At 71.5% G+C, this 20,855-nt stretch carries 15 protein-coding genes; 7 read left to right on the plus strand and 8 right to left on the minus strand.

Going from position 1 to position 20,855, the window contains the following annotated elements; genetic code table 11:
• Window positions 1–251 precede the first annotated feature (251 nt).
• A complete protein-coding gene (locus tag D9V36_RS25625) occupies window positions 252–2,942 on the plus strand; it encodes a PQQ-binding-like beta-propeller repeat protein (protein ID WP_241721031.1) in 2,691 nt (896 codons plus the stop codon).
• Between the two features lie 117 nt (window positions 2,943–3,059).
• On the opposite strand, the gene D9V36_RS25630 is transcribed toward D9V36_RS25625, so the two are convergent.
• From D9V36_RS25630 to D9V36_RS25645, 4 genes are all read right to left on the minus strand, one after another.
• Entirely contained in the window at window positions 3,060–4,034 is a 975-nt protein-coding gene (locus D9V36_RS25630; protein ID WP_129295816.1) for a hypothetical protein, read from the minus strand.
• Between the two features lie 163 nt (window positions 4,035–4,197).
• On the minus strand, window positions 4,198–5,031 hold the full coding sequence (locus D9V36_RS25635; RefSeq protein WP_129295817.1) for an enoyl-CoA hydratase/isomerase family protein: 834 nt from the start codon (window positions 5,029–5,031) through the stop codon (window positions 4,198–4,200).
• A complete protein-coding gene (locus tag D9V36_RS25640) occupies window positions 5,028–5,456 on the minus strand; it encodes a Zn-ribbon domain-containing OB-fold protein (RefSeq protein WP_129298682.1) in 429 nt (142 codons plus the stop codon). Before D9V36_RS25640 ends, D9V36_RS25635 begins: the two co-directional genes overlap by 4 nt.
• 216 nt (window positions 5,457–5,672) lie before the next feature.
• Window positions 5,673–6,824, minus strand: a complete 1,152-nt coding sequence (locus D9V36_RS25645; protein WP_129295818.1) for a lipid-transfer protein — start codon at window positions 6,822–6,824, stop codon at window positions 5,673–5,675.
• Between the two features lie 105 nt (window positions 6,825–6,929).
• On the opposite strand from D9V36_RS25645, the gene D9V36_RS25650 reads away from it, so the two are divergent.
• The 3 genes from D9V36_RS25650 to D9V36_RS25665 all read left to right on the plus strand — a co-directional run bounded on the left by D9V36_RS25650 (window position 6,930) and on the right by D9V36_RS25665 (window position 10,822).
• Window positions 6,930–8,567, plus strand: a complete 1,638-nt coding sequence (locus tag D9V36_RS25650; RefSeq protein WP_129298683.1) for a FadD3 family acyl-CoA ligase — start codon at window positions 6,930–6,932, stop codon at window positions 8,565–8,567.
• Window positions 8,568–8,997: 430 nt separating this feature from the next.
• A complete protein-coding gene (locus tag D9V36_RS41090; protein WP_164993030.1) occupies window positions 8,998–9,678 on the plus strand; it encodes a hypothetical protein in 681 nt (226 codons plus the stop codon).
• 127 nt (window positions 9,679–9,805) lie between these two features.
• Window positions 9,806–10,822: a helix-turn-helix domain-containing protein gene (locus tag D9V36_RS25665; protein ID WP_129295820.1), complete on the plus strand. Its 1,017-nt coding sequence runs from the start codon at window positions 9,806–9,808 to the stop codon at window positions 10,820–10,822.
• A gap of 281 nt (window positions 10,823–11,103) precedes the next feature.
• Here D9V36_RS25665 and D9V36_RS25670 read toward each other — a convergent pair whose 3' ends face one another.
• The 4 genes from D9V36_RS25670 to D9V36_RS25685 all read right to left on the minus strand — a co-directional run bounded on the left by D9V36_RS25670 (window position 11,104) and on the right by D9V36_RS25685 (window position 16,840).
• Complete coding sequence (locus D9V36_RS25670; protein WP_129295821.1) at window positions 11,104–12,678, minus strand: class I adenylate-forming enzyme family protein; 1,575 nt, start codon at window positions 12,676–12,678, stop codon at window positions 11,104–11,106.
• A 204-nt stretch (window positions 12,679–12,882) separates the two neighbouring features.
• Window positions 12,883–13,086, minus strand: a complete 204-nt coding sequence (locus D9V36_RS25675; RefSeq protein ID WP_129295822.1) for a hypothetical protein — start codon at window positions 13,084–13,086, stop codon at window positions 12,883–12,885.
• A 337-nt stretch (window positions 13,087–13,423) separates the two neighbouring features.
• The gene (locus tag D9V36_RS25680) at window positions 13,424–13,687 is read right to left on the minus strand and encodes a laminin G (protein WP_129295823.1); all 264 of its coding nucleotides are present in this window, start codon (window positions 13,685–13,687) and stop codon (window positions 13,424–13,426) included.
• 210 nt (window positions 13,688–13,897) lie between these two features.
• Window positions 13,898–16,840, minus strand: coding sequence for an AfsR/SARP family transcriptional regulator (locus D9V36_RS25685; protein ID WP_129295824.1), 2,943 nt, complete (start codon window positions 16,838–16,840; stop codon window positions 13,898–13,900).
• Window positions 16,841–17,198: 358 nt separating this feature from the next.
• Between D9V36_RS25685 and D9V36_RS25690 the strand changes: the two genes are divergently transcribed.
• From D9V36_RS25690 to D9V36_RS25700, 3 genes are all read left to right on the plus strand, one after another.
• Complete coding sequence (locus D9V36_RS25690; RefSeq protein ID WP_129295825.1) at window positions 17,199–18,431, plus strand: amidohydrolase family protein; 1,233 nt, start codon at window positions 17,199–17,201, stop codon at window positions 18,429–18,431.
• A gap of 296 nt (window positions 18,432–18,727) precedes the next feature.
• Window positions 18,728–19,714, plus strand: a complete 987-nt coding sequence (locus D9V36_RS25695; RefSeq protein ID WP_129295826.1) for a TIGR03619 family F420-dependent LLM class oxidoreductase — start codon at window positions 18,728–18,730, stop codon at window positions 19,712–19,714.
• A 236-nt stretch (window positions 19,715–19,950) separates the two neighbouring features.
• The gene (locus D9V36_RS25700; protein WP_129295827.1) at window positions 19,951–20,736 is read left to right on the plus strand and encodes an SDR family NAD(P)-dependent oxidoreductase; all 786 of its coding nucleotides are present in this window, start codon (window positions 19,951–19,953) and stop codon (window positions 20,734–20,736) included.
• Window positions 20,737–20,855: the final 119 nt, after the last annotated feature.

Genomic DNA, 20,855 nt, shown 5'->3' on the forward strand with positions numbered 1-20,855 from the left:
TCGCAGCACGTCAGGCGCGGTTGGGTTACATCGGGTAACGGGCCCGGTGCGAGCTGCGGAGGGGATGCCGTGACACGGCGGACGGGCCCCGGGTTCGCAACCGTCGGCCCGGCCAGGAACAATCAGCACGCGTACGGCCGTTTCGACAGTCCTCGCCGCGGGCGGGGAGATGCTGCACGGGGCAGTGGCTCTCGGCGGCTCGTGAGCTTTTGAGAGTCTCTTTTTACGCCCCACGGGGAGGTGGCAGGCAAGTGGTGGAGCAGCTGAAGCAGCTGACGCAGCACGATCCCCGGCGGATCGGCCCGTTCGAGGTGCTCGGCCGTCTCGGGGCCGGCGGCATGGGACTGGTCTATCTGGCGCGCTCGGCGTCCGGCCGGCGCGTGGCGATCAAGACGGTGCGTACCGAGCTCGCCGAGGACCAGCTGTTCCGGGTCCGCTTCACACGCGAGGTCGAGGCGGCCCGCGCGGTCAGCGGTTTCTACACGGCCGCGGTGGTGGATGCCGACCCGCGCGCTGCGGTGCCCTGGCTCGCGACGGCGTATGTCCCCGCGCCCTCCCTCGAGGAAATAGTCAATGAGTGCGGGCCGCTCCCGGCCCAGGCGGTGCGGTGGCTGGCGGCCGGGATCGCCGAGGCGCTGCAGTCCATCCACGGCGCGGGCCTGGTGCACCGTGACCTGAAGCCGTCGAATGTGCTGGTCGTCGAGGACGGCCCCCGGGTGATCGACTTCGGGATCGCCTCCGGGGTGTCCAACACCCGGCTGACGATGACCAACGTCGCCGTGGGCACACCCGCCTACATGTCGCCCGAGCAGGCGCGGGACTCGCGCAGCGTGACGGGCGCGAGCGATGTCTTCTCCCTCGGCTCGACGCTGGTCTTCGCCGCCACCGGTCATGCGCCGTTCCATGGTGCCAACCCCGTCGAGACCGTCTTCATGCTGCTGCGGGAGGGGCCCGACCTGGCCGGGCTGCCGGACGAACTGCGTCCGCTGTTGGAGTCCTGTATGCAGATGGAGGCCGGCCAGCGGCCGTCCCCCGCCGATCTGCAGTCCCAGCTGGCACCGCATCTCTTCGGCTCCGGCAGCGACGACAGCGGTACCGCCTCGGCCTGGCTGCCGCCCGGAGCGGTGGCGCTCATCGAAGGCCGCCGCGGCGGCCGCTCCACCGTGGCGAACGGTGTTCAGCGGGCCGGCTCCGGGCGCGGCACCGGCCGTGCGGCGGCGGCCGCACCGTCGCATCCGCCCGTCCCGTCCTCCCCGCCCGCGGCGCCTCCGGTGCCCGCTGTGCAGCCTGCCCAGGCACCGCCGAGGCCGGAAAGCGCACCGGTCGGCGCGGAGTCGGGCTGGCCCGGCCATGTCGGCGCGGGCCCCGGTGCGCACCGGGGCACCGACCCGCGCGGTGGCAACCCCGGCCCGATGCCGCAGCCCGCGGCGCTCGGCCCGGACGTCTCGACGGCCCGGGCGACCCCGGTCTCCGCGGCGCCGCCCACCGCCCCGCCCTCGTCCGCCCTCCCGCCGTCGTCCGCTGCCGCGCTGTCCACCGCGCCGCCGGGCGTCTCCGGGGACGGTGCCGCCGGTCCCGTACACCTCGGTGGCTCGCCCGCTCCGATAGGGCCGGGGCCGCGCGCCGACGCCCCGGGCCCGCAGCCGCGCGGGCAGGCCGGTGCCGCGACGAACTGGGTACGGCCGCCCGGCACCGGCCCCGTGACCGGTGTGCCGGCGCAGGGCCCGGCCGGCGGTGCCGCCGCCGGGGAGAGCCCGGCCCGCGGCGAGGCTGCTCCGCCCCCGCCGCCCGAGGCCCCGCCCGCCGAGCCGGGCCGCTGGCGCCCCTGGCGGTTCCGGATGTCGAACGACGTGTGGGGCACCCCCGCCGTCGCCGACGACCTGCTGTACGTCACGTCCTTCGAGGTGCATGCGCTCGATGTGGCCAGCGGGCGCCGCAAGTTCAAGACCCGTGACGTCGCCTGGGCGATGGCGGTCGCGGACGGCCGGATCCACGCCTCGGACGGCCCGAGCCTGTACGCGCTGAACGCCGACGACGGCGCCGAGCGCTGGCGGCTGCACACCGAGGGCTGGGTCTACGCCCTCCGGGTCGACCGCGGGACCGTGGTCACCAGTACCCGTGGCGGCGGAGTCCAGGCCTGGGAGGCGGCCACCGGCGAACGACTGTGGGAGATCGGTGGCGTCCAGACCGACTTCGAGACCGCCGAGGCCGCACCCGTGGTGCACGACGGCACGGTCTTCGTCTGGGCCGACGCACGGCTGAAGGCGCTGGAGGCGCGGACCGGTGCCGAGCGCTGGTCGTACCCGGTGGGCGACGCCGCGTCCTGCGGAGGGGTGCCGGTACGGCTGCTGCCCGCGTCGGACGGTGCGGTCTACGTCGTGGCCGGCACCCGGGTGCTGGCGATCGACATCGCCCGCGGCGATGTGCGCTGGCACTTCGAGGCGCCCGCGGTGTTCCTGAGCCCGCCCGCCTTCGCCCCCGGCCCGGCCGTCACCGGCGGCGGGGTCTATCTGGCGGACTACCTCGGCACGGTCTACGCGCTGGACCCGGCGGACGGCCGCGACCGCTGGCGGATCGCCACCGAGGCGCGGCAGTCCACCGAACCGGTGCTGGTCGCCCATGGCGCGGTCCATCTGGGCAGCGGTAAGGCGCTCTACACACTGGACGCGGTGACCGGCACCCCGCGCTGGCGGTTCCAGGCCGGCGCGGAGGTCGTCGGCGCACCGGTCGTCGCGGAGGGACGGGTCCACTTCGGCTCGGCCGACCACTGCCTCTACACGCTCGATGCGATGGGCGGCCAGCTGCGCTGGAAGCTGGCGACCGGCGGCGAGATCACCGGCTCGCCGGTGGCGGTCGGCGGCGTGGTGTACGCCTGCAGCAAGGACCGGTGTGTGTACGCGCTGGACGCGGCCAAGGGGACGGGGATGGCGCGGCGGGCGTGATCGGTGTGGTGGTGATGCCGGGGCGTGACGTGGCGGTCGTGACGCCGTGGTTGTGACATGGCGGTCGTGACGCCGTGGTCGTGATGTGGCGGTGGTGAGCCCGCGGCGTCCGGGGCTCTACTCCCGTTCCTCCGGGGGCTGTTCGGGCTGCCCGGGCTCTTCGGATTGTCCGGGCTGACCTGGCCGGGAGGGGGGCGGTGGTTGCCGTTGCTCCTTGCCCCACTCCACGGGAGGCGTGGGGGGCTGCTGATGGGCCGGCATGGTCGGCGGTGGTGGTGGCGGTGGTGCCTGCGGGCGGGGCTGCTGCGGTTGTTGAGGCTGTGGCGGCTGCTGTTGCTGTGGCGGCTGCTGGTGCTGCGCCGGTGGTGGCGGTGTGACCGGCAGGGGAGAGGTGGGGGTGTCTTCGTACGGGCCGGGGGCGCCGCGGTCGGGTCCGCCGGGCGCCGCGGGGCCCGGCGGATGGCCGGTTGGACCGGGGCCGGCAGGACCGGGGCCGGTCGGGTACGGCTCGGGGTTCCACTCCTCGGCCCCCGGGCGGCCCCCGTCCCATGGCTCGGGCGTCCCCGGGGGGTAGGGCGTGTACGGGTCGTAGGGTGCGCGCCGGCCGTAGGGGTCGTCGTGGGCGGAGGGCCCGTAGCGCCCGTCGTCGTACTGCCGCTCGTCGTAGCCGCGGTCACGGACCCGTCGGCCGCGGCCGCGCATGACCAGGGCGCCGAGCAGCAGCAGTGCGCCGCCGCCCAGTGCGCTGGCCACACCCACGCCGAGGCCGCGGGCACCGGCCGTCAGTTCGCTGGTGGCCTGTCCCTGGCGGACCATCCACAGGATCGTGAAGCCGAGTACCACCAGGCCCGCGACGGTGATCAGGGCCCGGGAACGCAGGGCAACTCCGATCAGGGTCAGCAGGGCGGCGAACGCCATGGGCAGGAGGACGGAGCCGAAGAGCGCGGCGCCGTTGCGGGTGATGCCGTTGAAGAGGTCTTCGATCCGCACGTCGCTGCCGTGACGGCCGTCGTACCAGGGACGGAAGGGGCTCCATACGGCGGCCGCCGCTCCGGCGAGGGCGATCAGCGACCCCAAAACGTTGCGCACCACGGGCGTCGCCTCGCTTCGAGTCGTCCGGTCATCCTCCGTGACCGACGCTACGCCGGACCCTCTGCGCTCGCGAGAGAAGTGCGTCTGAGAGAAGTACGCCCGCCCGCGAGAACTACACCCGCGAGAAGTGCGGGTAAGGGGAATGCGCCCGGGGGTGTAAGGGTCATCTGACCAGTGGCCCGCCGTCCTGGCCGCCGTGCTGGCCGCCGTCCCGTTCCCCGTCCCGCCCGTCCTCCTGACCGCCATGGCGGGTGCGGGCGGCGAACAGCCCGGCCTGGCGGTCCGGGGGCAGATTGCCCAGCGCGATCAGCTGGGGGGCGTGCGCCAGGGCCTGTGCCCTGGCCGCCTCCTTGGCCGCCCACAGGGCGCGTACGGTGCCCTGGACCGGCTCGGTCGGCTGGGCGGCGAGCACGGCCGCACGGCGCAGCGCCACCTCGGCCGCGGCACCGGGTGCGGTCAGCTCGGAGACCAGTCCGATCTCGTACGCCCGGGCCGCGCCCAGCCGCTCCGCGGTCCCCATCAGCGCCATCCGGGCCACTTCCCCCAGGGGCATCCGCTGCGCCATGAGGATGGACTCGTACGCGCTGACCATCCCGTAGGTGGTGTGCGGGTCGAAGAAGGTGGAGTTCTCGGAGGCGATGAGGAAATCGGCCTCGCCCAGGAGGTAGAAGGCGCCTCCGCAGGCCATTCCGTCGACGGCGGCGATGACCGGCTTCCACAGGTCGTTGGCCTTCGGGCCGATGCGGAGCAGCGGGTCGTCGAGGGAGTAGGGCGAGGGGGGCTGGGGGACGTCGGCGGCGGAGCGGTCGAGGCCGGTGGAGAACGCCCGGCCGCCGGCGCCGGTGACCACCGCGGCCCGTACGGCGTCGTCGAAGCGGAACGCCCGCCAGGCGGCGGCGAGTTCGGCGGCCGTGTCGAGGTCGATGGCGTTGTGCCGCTCGGGCCGGTCGAGGGTGACCAGGGCGACCCCGTCCTTGGCCTTGATGCGGATCGTCATGGGCGCTCCAGGAGCCAGCGGGGTACGGTCACGCCTCCCGGCATGGTGTGGAAGGCGGCCTTCACCGGGGCGCCGATGCGCAGCCGTGCCGGGTCGACGGAGTTGAGGGGGGCATCGGCGTCGGCGACGAGATTGCCGACGAGACGGATGTGCGGGGCGTCGGCCAGCTCCACAATGATCGCGTTGTAGCCCGGCAGGGCGGCGTACGCGGGCAGCAGCGGCGGGTGCGGCAGCACATAGGACCAGATGCGGCCGCGACCGCTCATCCGCTGCCAGTGCGCGGTGAACGACTGGCAGTGCGGGCAGCAGGGCCGGGGCGGGAAGCGCAGTTCTTCGCAGCCGGAGCAGGCCTGGATGCGCAGTTCACCCTTGGCGGCGTACTCCCAGAAGGGCGCACCGTCGTCGTCGGCGACGGGAAGCAGCAGGTCAGCGCCGCTGTCGGGCCGATTGTCAGTGGTGGGTGTCACGATCGGGGAAGTGGCATCGCGAACGGACTCGGCGGGCTCGGTGGACTCGGTCACCGGGGATGACGGGGCCGAGGGGGTGGAGGGGACGGAGACAGTGGACTCGACGGACTCGACGGACTCGACGGACTCGACGGACACGGCAGGCTCAACGGCGTCACGGGCGCTCATGGCGTATCAACTCCTCAGCAGCAGGGCCGAGGTGGGGACGCCCTCGCCCGCGGTGACCAGGCAGGTGGCGGCGCCGGGTACCTGCGCGGTGCTGGTGCCGCGCAGTTGCTTGACGCCTTCGGTGATGAGGTTGAAACCGTGGACGTACGCCTCGGAGAGGCCGCCGCCACCGGTGTTGAGGGGGAGCCGGCCGCCGATCTCCAGCGCGCCGCCCTCGGTGAAGGCCGCTCCCTCGCCGCGCCCGCAGAAGCCGTATCCCTCCAGGGAGAGGGGGATCAGGGGGGTGAAGGCGTCATAGATCTGTGCCACGTCGACGTCCCGCGGTCCGAGGTCGGCGCCCTTCCACAGCTGCCGGGCGGCGGTCCAGGCGGGGCCGGTGAGCGGGTCGTCGTTCCAGTAGTTGACCATGCCGTGGTGCTGGGCGGGCAGGCCCTGGGCCGTGGAGTGGACGTAGACGGGCCGCTGCCGGCAGTCGCGCGCCCGCTCGGCGCTGACCACGACACAGGCCAGTGCGCCGTCCGTCTCCAGGCAGTTGTCGAAGAGGCAGAGCGGCTCGCTGATCCAGCGGGCGGTCATATACATCTCGCGGGTCAGCGGGCGCTCGTACATCATCGCGGCCGGGTTCTGGTTGGCGCGGTTGCGGCAGGCGAGCGCGACGTTGAAGAGGTGGTCGCGGGTGGCGCCGTATTCGTGCATATAGCGACGGGCCAGCATGCCGATCTCGTCGGCGGGGCGCAGGAGTCCGAAGGGGCGGGTCCACTGTCCCGGGGTGGGCAGCTGGACCTGGGTGTTCTTCCAGGGGCGCGGTCCCGAACCGCGTTTGCGGGACCGCCAGGCGACGCCGACGCTCGCCTGGCCGGTGGCGATGGCGGCGGCCAGATGGGCCACCGTCGCGCAGGAACCGCCGCCGCCATAGCCGACCTTGGAGAAGTGGGTGACGTCCCCGGCGCCGATGGCCTTGGCTATCTCGACCTCGTCGGTCTCCTCCATGGTGTAGGAGGCGAAGGCGTCCACCTCCGAGGGGGTGATTCCGGCGTCGTCCAGCGCCGCGACGATCGCCCGGCAGGCCAAGGTCTTCTCGGAGGCGCCGAGTCGTTTGGCGAACGGTGTCTGCCCGATGCCGGCTATCGCCGTAGCGTCCTTGAGGGTCGCCCCCATCGCCACCTCCACGGTCGGTCGTCAGTGCTGACAGCGGAGGAGGCTACCGCTAATCTGACGGACAGTCAGCTAGTGGCGCAGGGCTCTTCGGCGGGAGGCGACGCGATGGGCGACGACCTGGAGGCGCGGGCGGATCTGGAGTACGGCACCATCCCCCGGCTGGTGCGGGCGGCCGCCCGGCGGTACGCCTCTCGGGAGGCCGTGGTCGAGGGCCGTACCCGGGTGTCGTACGCCGAGCTCGGCGCGCGGGTGGAGGAGGCCGCGGCCGCCTGTATCGCCTCCGGGGTCGCGCCCGGCGACCGCGTCGCCGTATGGGCGCCCAACACCCTCGACTGGATCGTCTCCGCCCTCGGAGCGGTCACCGCCGGAGCCGTCCTCGTCCCCGTCAACACCCGCTTCAAGGGCGCCGAGGCCGCCGACGTCCTGTGCCGCACCCGCGCCAAGCTCCTCTTCGTCACCGGCACCTTCCTCGGCACGTCCTACGTCGCCTCGCTCCGCCGCGCCGCCCAGGAAGGCCCCGGCCGCGGCCCGCTGCCCGGACTGCCGCGGCTGGAAAAGGTCGTGGTGCTCTCCGAGGACGCCCCCGCCGACTTCGCCACCTGGCGGGACTTCCTCGCCGGCGGCGCGGCGGTGCCCCCGGAAACGGTCCGCGGCCGGGCCGATGCGCTGCACCCCGACGCCCCCTCGGACATCGTCTTCACCTCCGGCACCACCGGCCGCTCCAAAGGCGCGGTGATCACACACGCCCAGACCCTGCGCGCCTACGCCGTGTGGAGCGAACTGGCCGGCCTGAGGGAGGGCGACCGCTATCTGATCGTCAACCCGTTCTTCCACACCTTCGGCTACAAGGCCGGGATCATCGCCTGCCTGCTGCGCGGCGCGACGATGGTGCCGCAGCCGGTCTTCGGCGTGGAGACCGCGCTCGCCAACATCGCCGCCGAGCGGATCTCCGTACTCCCCGGCCCGCCCACCCTCCACCAGCAGCTCCTCGACCACCCCGCCCGCACCCTGCACGACCTCTCCGCGCTGCGCGTGGTGGTCACCGGCGCCGCCGTGGTCCCCCTGGAGCTGGTCGAACGGCTGCGCAGCGAGCTGAAGGTCTCCACCGTTCTCACGGCGTACGGCCTGTCCGAGAGCTCCGGCGTCGTCACGATGTGCCGCCGCGGCGATCCGCCCGGGGTCATCGCCACGACCTCGGGGCGGGCCATACCCGGCACCGAGGTCCGGGTGGTCGACGCCGCGGGCGGCCCGGTGCCGCCCGGTGAACCCGGCGAGGTGCAGGTCCGCGGCTATCACGTGATGTCCGGCTACTTCGAGGACCCGGCCGCCACGGCCCAGGTGATCACCCCCGACGGCTGGCTGCGCACCGGCGATGTGGGCGTCCTCGACGCGGCGGGCAACCTCCGGATCACCGACCGCATCAAGGACATGTTCATCGTCGGGGGCTTCAACGCCTATCCCGCCGAAATAGAGCAACTCCTCGGCCGTCACCCGGACATCGCCGAGGTCGCCGTCGTCGGCATACCCGACCCACGGCTCGGCGAGGTCGGCAAGGCCTATGCGGTCCGGCGCGCCGGCTCCCTGCTCACCGCCGACGACCTGATCGCCTGGTCCCGCCGGGAGATGGCCAACTACAAGGTCCCGCGGGAGGTCACCTTCGTCACCGCACTCCCGCGCAACGCCGGCGGCAAGATCCTCAAGACCCTGCTGCGGAACGGGGCCCCGGGGCCGGCTCCGGCGTGAGGATGCCACCCGCCGGCCGGCCTCCGCGACCGCCCCCGTCACACCGCCCCCGTCACACCGCGTCCAGGATGCTGTCCGCGCTCGACGCCGCACGGCCGGCGGCGCACCCGAAAGGACCGTTCCGGGCACCGCCACGCCGAGCCGTCGGGCTTGCCCCTATGACGCCTATGCCGCCTGTGAGGCCTGTGACGCCTATGACGTCGAGGCTGTCCAGTCCGGCCGACGGCCGCTGAGCGCCACCGCCTGATCGAGGAGCGGTGCTTCCGCCGCCACCGCCACCGGTGGGCCGAACGGCCCGCGCTCCGGGCTCTCGGCAAATTGCGTGAGCAGCGCATACGAGACCCCGAGACGGGGTCGCCGTATCATCCGCCGCAAAAACAACGGATATCGCTGACCTGGAGTGATTCCGTTGGAACCGGCGGAGGTCTCGTTGAAGACCGCCTGCCCCGTCTGCGCCGCGGCGGGGGAGGGACGGCAGGCCCTGCTGGACGAGATCCTGCCGGTCCTGGTGGACACCGGGATCGAGGACGAGATGGTCGGTGGGCTGCTGCGGAACACCATCGGCATGGAGCGGCTGCGGGCCGCCGTTGCCCAGGCGGCTGGCAGGCTGCCGCGTGACAAGGGGCATCTGGCAATGCTCGACAACTCCTATTCCAACCTGCCGCAGTTCACCCCGTACGTGCTGAAGGCCATCGAGTTCACCGGCGGCACGGGCTCCGAAGCGCTCATGGAGGCCGTGACGATCCTGAAGAAGCTGAACGCGGACGGGGCCCGGAAGGTCCCCGAAGGCGCACCGGCGGACTTCGTGCCCGCGAAGTGGGCCGACTACCTGGAGCAGGCGTCGCGGGATCGTGATGTCACGGCGTACCGGCACTTCTGGGAGCTGACGGTGCGCCATCGCCCAGATGCGAGCCGAAGGCTGCCCGGTCGACGACGAACTCCTCGCGCACATCTCCCCGGCCCACAGCGAGAACGTGAACATCTTCGGTACGATCAACGTCGAGGTCGACACCGAACTCGCCAAGCTCGACCCGGCCGGCTACCGGCCCCTGCGGCCCCGCCGCCCAGGCCGGAACTGAACAGACGGACAAGGGACGGCCGACGCCCCTGATAGGTGGAACCGCCTCCGCCAGGGCATTCACCGGATGCGTATCTGTGGATGATGCACTCCTGCCTTGCCCTCATCAAGGGTCAAGAGGCAAACCGTTCAGGGACTCGCAAGACGGGGAGGACGCGAGATGCTGATCGAAAGGGTATTCCGCAGCGAGGACTTGCCCCCGGCCGACCGGTTCGACTCCTGGCGCCAATTGGTCGGCCAGACCCATGCCCCAATGGAGCTGCGCAGTGACCATTCGGCGGATTTCCGGGCTTCCCAGCGCCTACTGGACCTCGGTTCCGTATCCGTGTGGCCGACAATCTTCCAGCCAATGTGCTTTCGGCGGACGCCGAAACTGATCCGGCAGTCCGATCCCGAGGGGCTGCACATCTCTCTGCCTCTGAGCGGGGCACTCCGCGCCGTCCGGGGCGAGGAAGAGGCCGTCTACGGTCCCGACAGCCTGTGCATCGTGGACACCTCGCGGCCCGTCGACGTCCACGGGGGTGACGACGCCAGCCTGCACACGGGAGTTGGGCTGGAAGTGCCCAAAGCAGTGTTACCCCTGCCCCGGAACCATGTGGATCAGGCGGCCCGGCTGCGGCTGTCAGCGCAGGACGGGTTCGGCTCCCTGCTGGCACAACTGCTCACCCAGCTGGCGAGAGGAACGGATTCGTACCAACCGACCGATGGGCCCCGGCTCGGGACCGTCGTGGTCGACCTGTTGTCCGCACTGATCGCCCATGCCCTGGACTCGGGCAGCTCGCTCCCACCGGAAACCCGCAGGCAGGCGCTCGCCATACGCATCCGTGCCTTCGTCCAACGGCACCTGCACGACCCGCACCTGACCCCGCGTGCCGTCGCCGCCGCACACCACATCTCCACCAGTTACCTTCACCGCATCTTCCAACACGAAGAGGAAACGGTCGCGGCCTGGATCCGCCGCCAGCGTCTGGAACGAGCCTGCCACGACCTCGCCGACCCTGCTCAGCGCACCACGCCCATCCACGCCATCGCCGCCCGCTGGGGCTTCCCTCGCGCTACCGACTTCACCCGACTCTTCCGCGCGGCCTACGGCATGCCGCCCAGCGACTACCGGAACCACGCACTCACATCAGTCCGAGTAGACGCATGTCCAAGCCAATCGAGGACCCATCGCTGACGACATCTCATGGTGTACACCAGCAAGCTGGTGATGGCCTCGCCGCCGATGAAATAAGGAAGGAGCACGGGGCGTAGCCACATCACCAGCCGAAAGAGTGAGCAACCTCTGCGGATCGGGGGGGCGCGGCGACGCAGGCCACGCGGTGTTCTCGCACGGTGCGGAATGCAGTTGGCGGCGGAGCCACGGGAGGACGATAGCGATGCCCCCTGGGACCCGATGGCGGCCCCCGGAGACATCGTTCGTGCGCTCGCACGGCTCTTCCCGCAGCACCGCCACGGCTACGCCGTAAACCGCTCCCGCAGCGCTGCCTTGAGCACCTTGTCCAGCGGCCCGCCGCGCGGCAGCTCACCGACGATCTCCAGCTGCTCCGGCAGCTTCTGCGTCATCAGCCCGGCCGACCGCAGATGCGCGGTCAGCCCGTCCAGGGTCAGCGGCGGCGCGGCCGGATCGGCGGGCGTGACCACCGCGCACACCCGCTCGCCGCGCTCCCGGTCCGGCAGTCCGATCACCGCGGCCTCCGCCACCGCCGGATGGGTGCGCACCAGCTCCTCGATCTCCTGCGCGGAGATGTTCTCGCCCTTGCGGATGATGATGTCCTTCAGCCGCCCGGTCAGCACCAGATGCCCGTCGGGACGCAGATACCCCAGGTCACCGGTGCGGAAGGAGCCGTCGGGGGCAAACGCCGCGGCGTTCAGCGCCGGGTCCGTGTACCGGCGGAAGAGCATCGCGCCTTTGAGCGTCACCTCGCCGGACTCCCCGGCCCTGGCCTCGCTCCCGTCCGGCAGGACGATCCGGACCTGCGCCCCCACCACCGGCTTGCCCACGGTCCGCGACAACTGCTCATTGCTGTCGTACGGCGTGCCCATCGTGATCATCGGGCACTCGGTCATGCCGTATCCGTGCACGATCGCGCAGTCCAGCTCCCGCCCGGCGGCCGCATACAGCTCCGGGGGCATCGGGGCCCCGCCGCCGGACAGCAGCCGCAGCGACGGAATCAACCGCCCGGCCCGCGGCAGCCGCTGCCGGTAGCGACGCGACTCATCGAGAAACGCCTGGTAGAAGGCGGTGCTGCCGCCGGCCATCGTCACCCCGTGGCGCCGGTAGACGGCGGCCGCGTGGCCCAGTTCGAAGCTGTCCAGGATGACCGCGGGGAACCCGCTGACCAGCATGGCGATGACATAGTCCGGGCCGGCGATATGCGCGTAGGGAAAGGCGATCGAGCCGGTGTCGTCCGCGGACATCCCGAGCGCGGTGGCCAGTCCGATGCCACCGGCGAGGAGAGTGGCATCGGTGTGCTCGACGCCCTTGGGCGAGGAGGTGGTGCCCGAGGTGTAGTAGACCCAGGTGGTGGCCCCGTTGCCGACCGGCGTCGCAGCGGGCAGCCCGGCCGGGTCCCGCACGGGCAGTCCGGCCGGGTCCGCCGTGGGGAGCCCGTCCCCGACCGGCAGCACCCGCACCCCGTCCCCGGCGAGCTTCCGCACCATCGCGGTGTGGTCGAACCCTCGCCACACGCCCGGTACGAGCACGAACTCCGCCGCCGACTCCGCCAGGATGAAACCGACTTCGCGCTCCCGGTGCAGCGGGATGACCGGCGTCTGTACGGCCCCGAGCCGGGCCAGCGCCAGCGAGGCGACCACGGTCTCGATCCGCGTCGGCAACTGCCAGGCCACCCGGGTCCCCGCCCCGATCCCCAGCTCCCGGAACCCGGCCGCCACCCGCAGCGCTTCGTCGCGCACCCCGCCGAAGGTGACGCTCCGCCCGTCCCCGTCGTGGAACATCGGCATCCCGTACGAGGCCCGCGCACGGTACTCGACGAGTTCCCACAGCGTGCGTATACGACCGGCTTCGAACACGCGCGCCTCCTGGCTGCGAGCGGAGCGGGGCGGGCCCGACGGCCTCGGCGGGCCTGAACGGCGCGACTGTAGCAGCAAAACTGACGCATCGTCAGCTAAGTGATGACGGAGTCTGCGCGGCAGGCGGAGTGGCTGCCGGAAGCCGAGCGGGCCCGTCGCGGCGCGACGGGCCCGGCCCCCGTGAAGGGGCGGTGCTGCGTTCGGTCAGTGCTGGACGGACCCCTGGGGCGCGACCGGCATGTGGCTGTCGGGGACGGCCACATTGGCGGCTATGGGCATGGTGCTGTCCTGGGTGGAGAAGCCCGGAGTGGAGGGGGTGTGGCTGTCCGCCATGGCCGGAGTCGCGGCGCCGCCGGCGGCAGCGGCCGCGAGGGCGACGGTGACGAGGGTGCGCGTGAATCGGGTCATCTGAACTCCTTGAAGGGGCGGTTCATGAACAACAAAAGCTTGCCGGTCATAGGCGGCACATTCGATCAGGTGTCCTGAAATAGCTGCTGAATGAGGGAAAGCGCCGTAGTCGATCGCCGCGACGCCGACGCGCGGCCCACAGCAAGGACCCTTCTGCGCCGGCGCACGCGAAAGGGGCCGACTTCGATGACTCCCCCCTTGGAATGTCATCGAGGCCGGCCCCTTCGGCCCCCCCTGGTCCCCGTCCGTCCCCCGTTCCCCCGTTGCCCGGTCTCTCCCCCGCCCGGGCCCTCCCGGTTATCCCCCGATTCCCGGGCTCACTTGATGTCGATGTCGACTACTGCGGGTCGATGATCGGCCGAGTGCTGTCCTTCGCCGTCACGGCTTGACCGTCGTGGGGTGCGGCGGCACCGCCGACGACGGGACCGCGCTTGTCCGCCGGCTGGATCGGACGGGTGCTGTCCGGCGGCTGGATGGGGCGCGTGCTGTCCATGGGCTGGATCGGACGGGTGCTGTCCATCGGCTGGATCGGGCGCGTGCTGTCGAGCGGCTTGACGACATCCTTCTCGTCACCCGGGCGAGACTGATTCTCGGTGGCCATACGATCAACTCCTACGTGTGGGCGCTTTTGGAGCACCCGCCCGGCAACTCCCCCGTGGGTCGCCGGACGGGCGAACCGCGGCCGAACACCTTATCGGTGGGGCTCGCTCACCGAGCCGCTTGCCCCCCGAGGCGGCGGATCGGTTGAGAAGAGACTGCCGGGTGGCGATGAACGATCGATAAACGCCGGAAGGGCGCGCCTTCGCTGCCGCTACGCGACAGGCACCGAGGCGGGAAACCGCTGTGAACCGCCGCCCTGCGGCAGCCCCAGCCTCTTGTGAATCGTTTCTACTTCCTGCTGGCAGACCTGTGCGCGCCCGGTGTGACCGATCTCGCTCAGAGCGTCTCCGAGCACCGCGAGTGCACTGGCACGCCAGCGGTCGCCACCGCTGCTACGGAGCGCGGCGACCGCCAGTTCAGCATAGTTGGCCGCTTTCGCAGGCTGATGTGCCGCCAGTTCCACTTCTGCCAGGCGCAGATATGTCATGCCTTCCCAGAACCGCTGCCGGGTGTCCTGGAAGCTGACCAGGGCCTCGGTCAGTTGCTGGGTGGCCTCCTCCAGCCGGTCGGCCAGCGTGAGAGCCATGCCCAGGTTGTACTTGCCGTTGGCCAGCCGTCGCGAGGCACCGCACTCCTCGTACAGTGCGACACCTTGCTCGGCGAGCGCAACCGCGCTGTCCACCCGGCCGGTGTCCAGATGGACGCGGGAGAGGTTGCAGAGCGCGCTCGCCTCCGACTGCCGGTTGTTGATGTCACGGTAGGAGAGGAGGGCTTGGTTCAGATAGGCATCCGCTTCCTCGAGCCGGCTCTCGATACTGGCGATGATGCCCCGGTCGTTGAGTCCGTTGCAGGCGGAGAAGTCGTCGCCGGCGGCCAGGCCGCGCAGGGTTGCCAGCTTGGCGTGCTCATCGGCCGCGCCGAGCCGCCCGGACTGGGTGTAGATGGGGGCGAGGATCCAGTGCACGCGAGCCGCGGCGTGCTGGTCGTCGGCCTTCAGCGCGGCGGCGAGCAGAGTGAGACTGGCTTGCTCGAACTGCCGGTTGCTGGCACCGGAATCGGCCATGTCCCTGGTGAGCACCAGCAAATCGACGGCACGCCGCAGGGAGCCCGGTGCGGTGTTCTGCAGGGCACAGGCGATCAGGCATCTGGTTTCACTGAACAACCAGCTCATCGCCTCGGAGCGGTCCTCGAAGACCAGTCCGGGATAGTGCGGGGTCTCCATGTGGTCGACCAGGATGTCGCCGGGGCGTTCGAGGGGGTACCTGTGCGCAGCTGTCGCCAGGTAGAAGTCCAGGAGCCGGGACACCGCCGCATCGCGCTCCGCCGGCGGCTGTTCGTCGCGCTCGGCGCAGGAGCGGGCGTAGAGGCGTACGAGGTCGTGGAAGCGGTAGCGGCCGGGTGCCGCGGATTCCAGCAGCGAGGTGTCGACGAGGGATTCCAGCAGGCTCTCGGTCGTATCGCCGTCCATGTCGAGGAGGGCGGCGGCTGCGGCCAGGGAGATGTCCGGGCCGTCGGCCAGACCCAACAGCCGGAAGGCTCGCGCCTGCTGGGGTTCGAGCTGCCCGTAGCCCAGTTCGAAGGTGGCTGTGACGGCGAGGTCGCCGGCCCGCAGCTCATCCAGGCGCCGGCGCTCGTCGGCCAGTTTGCTGGCGAGCACGGAGACCGTCCAGGTACGGCGCGAGGCCAGGCGGGAGGCGGCGATGCGGATGGCGAGCGGGAGAAATCCGCAGGCGCCGACCACGTCCATCGAGGCCTCGCGCTCGGCGTTCACCCGCTCTTCTCCGACGATGAGGGTGAAGAGGGTGAACGCCTCGTCGGGGCTCATCACATCGAGGTCGATCAGATGCGCCCCGGCGAGATCTATCATCCGCGCGCGGCTGGTGATCAGCGCTGCACAGCCCTCGGTGCCGGGGAGCAGCGGGCGGATCTGTGCGGCGTCCCGGGCGTTGTCCAACAGGGCCAGCACGCGGCGGCCGGCGAGGGTGGAGCGGTAGAGGGCGGAGCGCTCCTCCAGGCCGTCGGGGATCGCGGAGTCCGGGGTGCCGAGGGCGCGCAGGAAGGCGCCGAGCACGGCCTCGGGCTCAGCGGGGGTGTGTCCGGCGCCCTGCAGGTCGGCGTAGAGCTGCCCGTCGGGGAAGTGCTCGCGGGCGGCGTGGGCCACATGCACGGCGAGGGTGGTCTTGCCGACGCCGCCGATGCCGGTGAGCGCGGAGACCGCCATCACGCTGCCCTCGGTGGTGGCGAGCCGGTCGCCCAGCTCGGCGACGAAAGGGGTGCGCCCGGTGAAGTCGGCGACGGTGGCAGGAAGCTGCTGGGGCCGGACGACGCCATGGTCGGCGTGGTCCGCGCCGTCGCTGAGCGTCTGGGGCGCGTCCAGATCGGCGTCCGCTCGGAGGATCCGCTGCTGGAGTTCCGAGAGAGAGGTGCGGGGCTCGACGGCCAGTTCCTCGTCGAGGAGTCGACGGGTGTCGGTGTAGACGGCCAGCGCCTCGGCCTGCCGGCCGCTGCGGTACAGCGCCAGCATGAGGAGCTCCCGCAGCCGCTCGCGCAGTGGGTGGGCGGCGGTGAGGGCAGTCAGTTCGGAGACCGCCTCGGCGTGGCAGCCGACTTCCAGGTCGAGCTCGAGGCGCGTCTCCTGGAGGGTCAGCTGCCACTCGTCGAGACGGGCGCGCTGGGTGTCGGCGTAAGGACCGGCAAGGCCGGCCAGGGGCTCGCCGGCCCACAGTGCGAGCGCGTCGTCGAGGAGCTCGCGGGCGCGGCCGCGATCGCCGACGGTCTTGGCCTTTTCGGCCTCGGCCGCGTACTGCTCGGCATGGTCCAGGTCCAGGTCCAGCGGGTGGCCGTCCACGGAGCGGATCGCATAGCCGCCGGACTCACTGACCAAGGCGGCTGCGTCGTCACCCAGTGCCTTGCGGAGCCGCGAGGCGTACGTACGCAGCGCGGCGAGCGCGGCGTGTGGCGGTTCGTCGCCCCACAGCGCGTCGACAAGCTCGGGTGCGGTGGCGGTACGGCCGCCGCGCAGCAGCAGTGCGGCAAGCAACGCACGCTGCTGCGGGGAGCCCGCCGCCAGCGGCGCATCGCCGCGCCAGGCCCGCACGGGACCGAGCACGGAGAAGCGGAGCCGCTCCCGTCCCTGTCCCGGACTGTGGTCCATGTGTCCCCCTGCCTTGTGCCGTCCGTTCGTACCGTTCGCATCGGTTCACCGTGCGCAACGGTCAGTCTGCCTTGTCCGAGCCTGTTACGTCAGTAGGGGTCCGGAGCATGCACAAAGCCTCCTCGGGTGATCAGGAGGTGTACGCGCCAGTGCACAAGGAGGCGCGGAAGGTCCGCTTCCGCGCGCCCTCTGGCCGGTAGTTGCCCCTGCGCGCCCTGAATGCGCCCCGCCTTGCCCTTCCGCTGCTCGGGTCGCACTCCGTTCCTGCCGCCGGCTCTCCCCGGCAGCGTCGCTCGCCCACGATCCATTCCCGTACGCAATACTGACGCACCGTCAGATCGGCGCTACCGTATCCGCCATGGAGACCTTCCCCAAGATCATTTCGGTGGACGATCACACGGTGGAGCCCCCACACGTCTGGCGGGACCGGCTCCCGTCGAAGTACCACGACATCGGCCCGCGCATCGTCCGGGCGCCCGTGAAGGAGATGACCTTCGTGGGCGGCAAGTTCGCCCCGACGATGGGCGCCGCGGGGGACGAAGGGCCGATAGCCGACTGGTGGGTCTACGAAGATCTGCACCGGCCGCTGACCCGCCTCGACACCGCCGTCGGCTGCTCCCGCGACGACATCAAGCTCGAAGGCATCACCTACGAACAGATGCGTCCCGGCTCGTTCAGCGTGCCCGAACGGCTGGCCGACATGGACGTCAACCACGTCCAGTCCGCGCTCTGCTTCCCCACCTTCCCCCGCTTCTGCGGTCAGACCTTCACCGAGGCCAAGGACCGCGAACTGGGGCTGCTGGGCGTGCGCGCGTACAACGACTGGATGGTCGAGGAATGGTGCGGCCCGCAGGCGCGGGGCCGGCTGATCCCGCTGACCCTCATCCCCCTGTGGGACGCGGAGCTGGCCGCCGCGGAGGTGCGGCGCAACGCGGCCCGGGGGGTACGGGCGGTCTGCTTCAGCGAGATCCCGCCCCATCTGGGGCTGCCCAGCATCCACACCGACTACTGGGACCCCTTCCTGCGCGCCTGCGACGAGACCGGCACGGTCGTCGCGATGCACATCGGCTCCTCGTCGAGGATGCCCTCGACGTCGGCCGACGCCCCGCCCGCCGTCGGCTCCACGATCACCTTCGCCAACTGCTGCTTCTCGATGGTGGACTGGCTGATGAGCGGCAAATTCGACCGCTTCCCGAGCCTGAAAGTCATGTACGCCGAGGGGCAGATCGGCTGGATTCCGTACATCCTCGAACGCGCGGACGTGGTCTGGGAGGAGAACCGCGGCTGGGGCGGCGTCGCCGACAAGGTCCTCCGTCCGCCGTCCGAACTCTTCACCGAGCACGTCTACGGCTGCTTCTTCGACGACGCCTTCGGCCTGCGGAACCTGGACGCGATCGGCGTCGGCAACGTCCTCTACGAGACGGACTACCCGCACTCCGATTCGACCTGGCCGAAGTCGAGGGAGGTCGGCGAGGCGCAGATGGGACACCTCGCGCCGGACGTCGTGGAACAGATCGTTCGGGGGAACGCGATGTCGCTGCTGGGGTTGACGGGGGAGGGGCTGTGGGGGCCGTCGGCGGGGGGAGCCTGAGGGCGGGGACACGGGGACACGGGGACACGGGGACACGGGGACACGGGGGCACGGGGGCACGGGGACACGGGGTGCGGGGGCGCGGGGTGGTGGGTGCGGGGTCGGCTTCGGGCCCCTGCGGGCGGACTGCCTTGCACCCTCCGCAGCAGCGGAGAGTGTGTGCCAGGCGGCCGCCACGGGCGCGATGACGTCCCCCTCCCGGCCGCGGCGGGCCATCCCTTGGTCTTTCACCCCTTGTCTGGCGTCGTCCCAGGCACGACGATGTCCCGCGCAAGCTGTGTGACGATCCGTCAGTTATGGCTGGAGGGCTTGTGGTGGATGGTGTGCGCGGTGGGGTGTGGCGGCCGGAGGCGGGGCGGCTGGTGTACGGCATGCAGTTGCCGGTGCAGTCGCAGAGCACTCTTTTCGCGGAGAGCTGGGAGGCCGCGGCGGGGCCGGTCGAGCTGGTCGCGATCGCGCGGGCCGCCGACCGGCACGGGTTCGCGTATATCGCCTGCTGTGAGCACCTGGCGATCCCGCGGCGGCTTGCCGAGGCGATGAGCACCGTCTGGTACGACCCGGTCGCCACGCTTGCGCATCTGGCCGCCGTCACCGAGCGGGTGCGGCTGCTCAGTCATGTGGCGGTGGCCGGGCTGAAGCATCCGCTGGTCACGGCCAAGCAGTACGCGACGCTCGACAGGCTCTCCGGTGGGCGGCTGATTCTCGGGGTGGGGGCCGGGCACGTAGCGGAGGAGTTCGACGTCCTCGGGGTGGACTTCGAGCGGCGTGGGGCGGTGCTCGACGAGACGATGGATGCCCTGAAGGTGGCGCTGGGGCCGGAGGAGTTCCCCACGTTCGCGGGGGAGCGGTTCGCGTTCGAGGGGCTGGGGCAGGCGCCGCGGCCCGTGCAGACGCCCCGGCCGCCGCTGTGGGTGGGCGGATCCTCGCCGGCGGCCGTACGCCGGGCCGCGGTGCGCGGTGACGGCTGGCTGCCGCAGGGCGACCGGCGGGCGGAGCTGCCGGGGCAGATCGGGAAGCTGCGGCGGCTGCGGGCGGCGGCCGGTGTCGATGCGCCGGCCGTGATCGGCGCCATCGCCGAGCCGCTGTACGTCGGCGAGCCGGGGTGGGAGGTCGGCCGGCGGACCCTGTCCGGGGCGCCGGAGCGGATCGCGGAGTCGCTGCGGGAGTACCGGGCGATGGGAGTGGACCAGATCCAGGTGCGGTTCCGCAGCCGGGGATGTGACGAACTGAGGGATCAGATGGCGGCGTTCGGGACGGAGGTCGCGCCGTTGCTGAATGGCTGAGTGGCTGAGTGGCTGAGTGGCGGAGTGGCGATCCGGCGATCCGTAGGTCTGTCGGTCCGGCGTGCTGTCGTCCCGTCGATTCCTCGCCCCGGCGAACCGACGCCCCGCCGCCCCGTCGACCGCTCGCCACCCACCCCTAACCACCCACCCCTAACCACCCACCACTCACCGCCGACCGCTCACGGCCGACCGGCCGGAACCGGCGGCGGCGTACTCACCAGCAGAGGAGTGCAGGCATGGGCAAGCTCGACGGGCGGGTTGTCATCGTGACGGGTGCGGCGCGCGGGCAGGGTGAGCAGGAGGCGCGGCTGTTCGTCGCGGAGGGCGCGAAGGTGGTGCTCGGGGATGTGCTCGACGTGCAGGGCAAGGCGCTCGCCGAGGAGCTGGGGGAGGGCCGGGCCCGCTTCGTCCATCTGGATGTGACGCAGGAGGCGGACTGGCAGGCCGCGGCGGTCGCCGCCAAGGAGGAGTTCGGGAAGATCGACGGGCTGGTCAACAATGCCGGGATTCTTCGGTTCAACGAGCTGGTGTCGACGCCGCTGGAGGAGTTCCAGCAGGTGGTGCAGGTCAACCAGGTCGGCTGCTTCCTCGGGATCCGTACGGTGGCGCCGGAGATCGAGGCGGCGGGCGGCGGGACGATCGTCAATACCGCCTCGTACACGGCCCTGACGGGTATGGCCTTCGTCGGCGCGTATGCCGCGACCAAGCATGCGGTCCTCGGGCTCACCCGGGTCGCCGCGGTGGAGCTGGCGGCCAGGAAGATCCGGGTCAACGCGGTGTGCCCGGGGGCCGTGGACACCCCGATGACCAACCCCGCGGCGCTGGATCCGGGCGTGGATCCCGCCGAGTCGAAGCGGGCCGTGGACGAGCTCTATCGGAAGCTGGTGCCGCTGGGCCGGATCGGCCGGCCGGAGGAGGTCGCCAAGCTGGCGCTCTTCCTGTCCTGCGAGGACTCGTCGTACATCACGGGGCAGCCGTTCGTCGTGGACGGGGGCTGGCTGGCCGGGGTCAGCGTCATCTGACTGAGTATCAGGTATGCGGACGGCGGCTCTTGACGGCCCCCGTGTGCGGTGGAACAGTCGGCACATCTGATCTGACGGTCCGTCAGAAATCGCGAATGGCTCAGGGACGGTGAACCTCC

The sequence above is a fragment of the Streptomyces lydicus genome (assembly GCF_004125265.1).
GTDB classification, from domain to species: Bacteria; Actinomycetota; Actinomycetes; order Streptomycetales; family Streptomycetaceae; genus Streptomyces; species Streptomyces lydicus_C.

Coding starts and splice junctions, on each gene's coding strand:
- D9V36_RS25680 (WP_129295823.1), bottom strand. CDS start 13,687: ATGGCCACCGAGAATCAGTCTCGCCCGGGTGACGAGAAGGATGTCGTC.
- D9V36_RS25695 (WP_129295826.1), top strand. CDS start 18,728: ATGGCTGGAGGGCTTGTGGTGGATGGTGTGCGCGGTGGGGTGTGGCGG.
- D9V36_RS25645 (WP_129295818.1), bottom strand. CDS start 6,824: ATGGGGGCGACCCTCAAGGACGCTACGGCGATAGCCGGCATCGGGCAG.
- D9V36_RS25675 (WP_129295822.1), bottom strand. CDS start 13,086: ATGACCCGATTCACGCGCACCCTCGTCACCGTCGCCCTCGCGGCCGCT.
- D9V36_RS25635 (WP_129295817.1), bottom strand. CDS start 5,031: ATGACGATCCGCATCAAGGCCAAGGACGGGGTCGCCCTGGTCACCCTC.
- D9V36_RS25700 (WP_129295827.1), top strand. CDS start 19,951: ATGGGCAAGCTCGACGGGCGGGTTGTCATCGTGACGGGTGCGGCGCGC.
- D9V36_RS25650 (WP_129298683.1), top strand. CDS start 6,930: ATGGGCGACGACCTGGAGGCGCGGGCGGATCTGGAGTACGGCACCATC.
- D9V36_RS25665 (WP_129295820.1), top strand. CDS start 9,806: ATGCTGATCGAAAGGGTATTCCGCAGCGAGGACTTGCCCCCGGCCGAC.
- D9V36_RS25690 (WP_129295825.1), top strand. CDS start 17,199: ATGGAGACCTTCCCCAAGATCATTTCGGTGGACGATCACACGGTGGAG.
- D9V36_RS25685 (WP_129295824.1), bottom strand. CDS start 16,840: ATGGACCACAGTCCGGGACAGGGACGGGAGCGGCTCCGCTTCTCCGTG.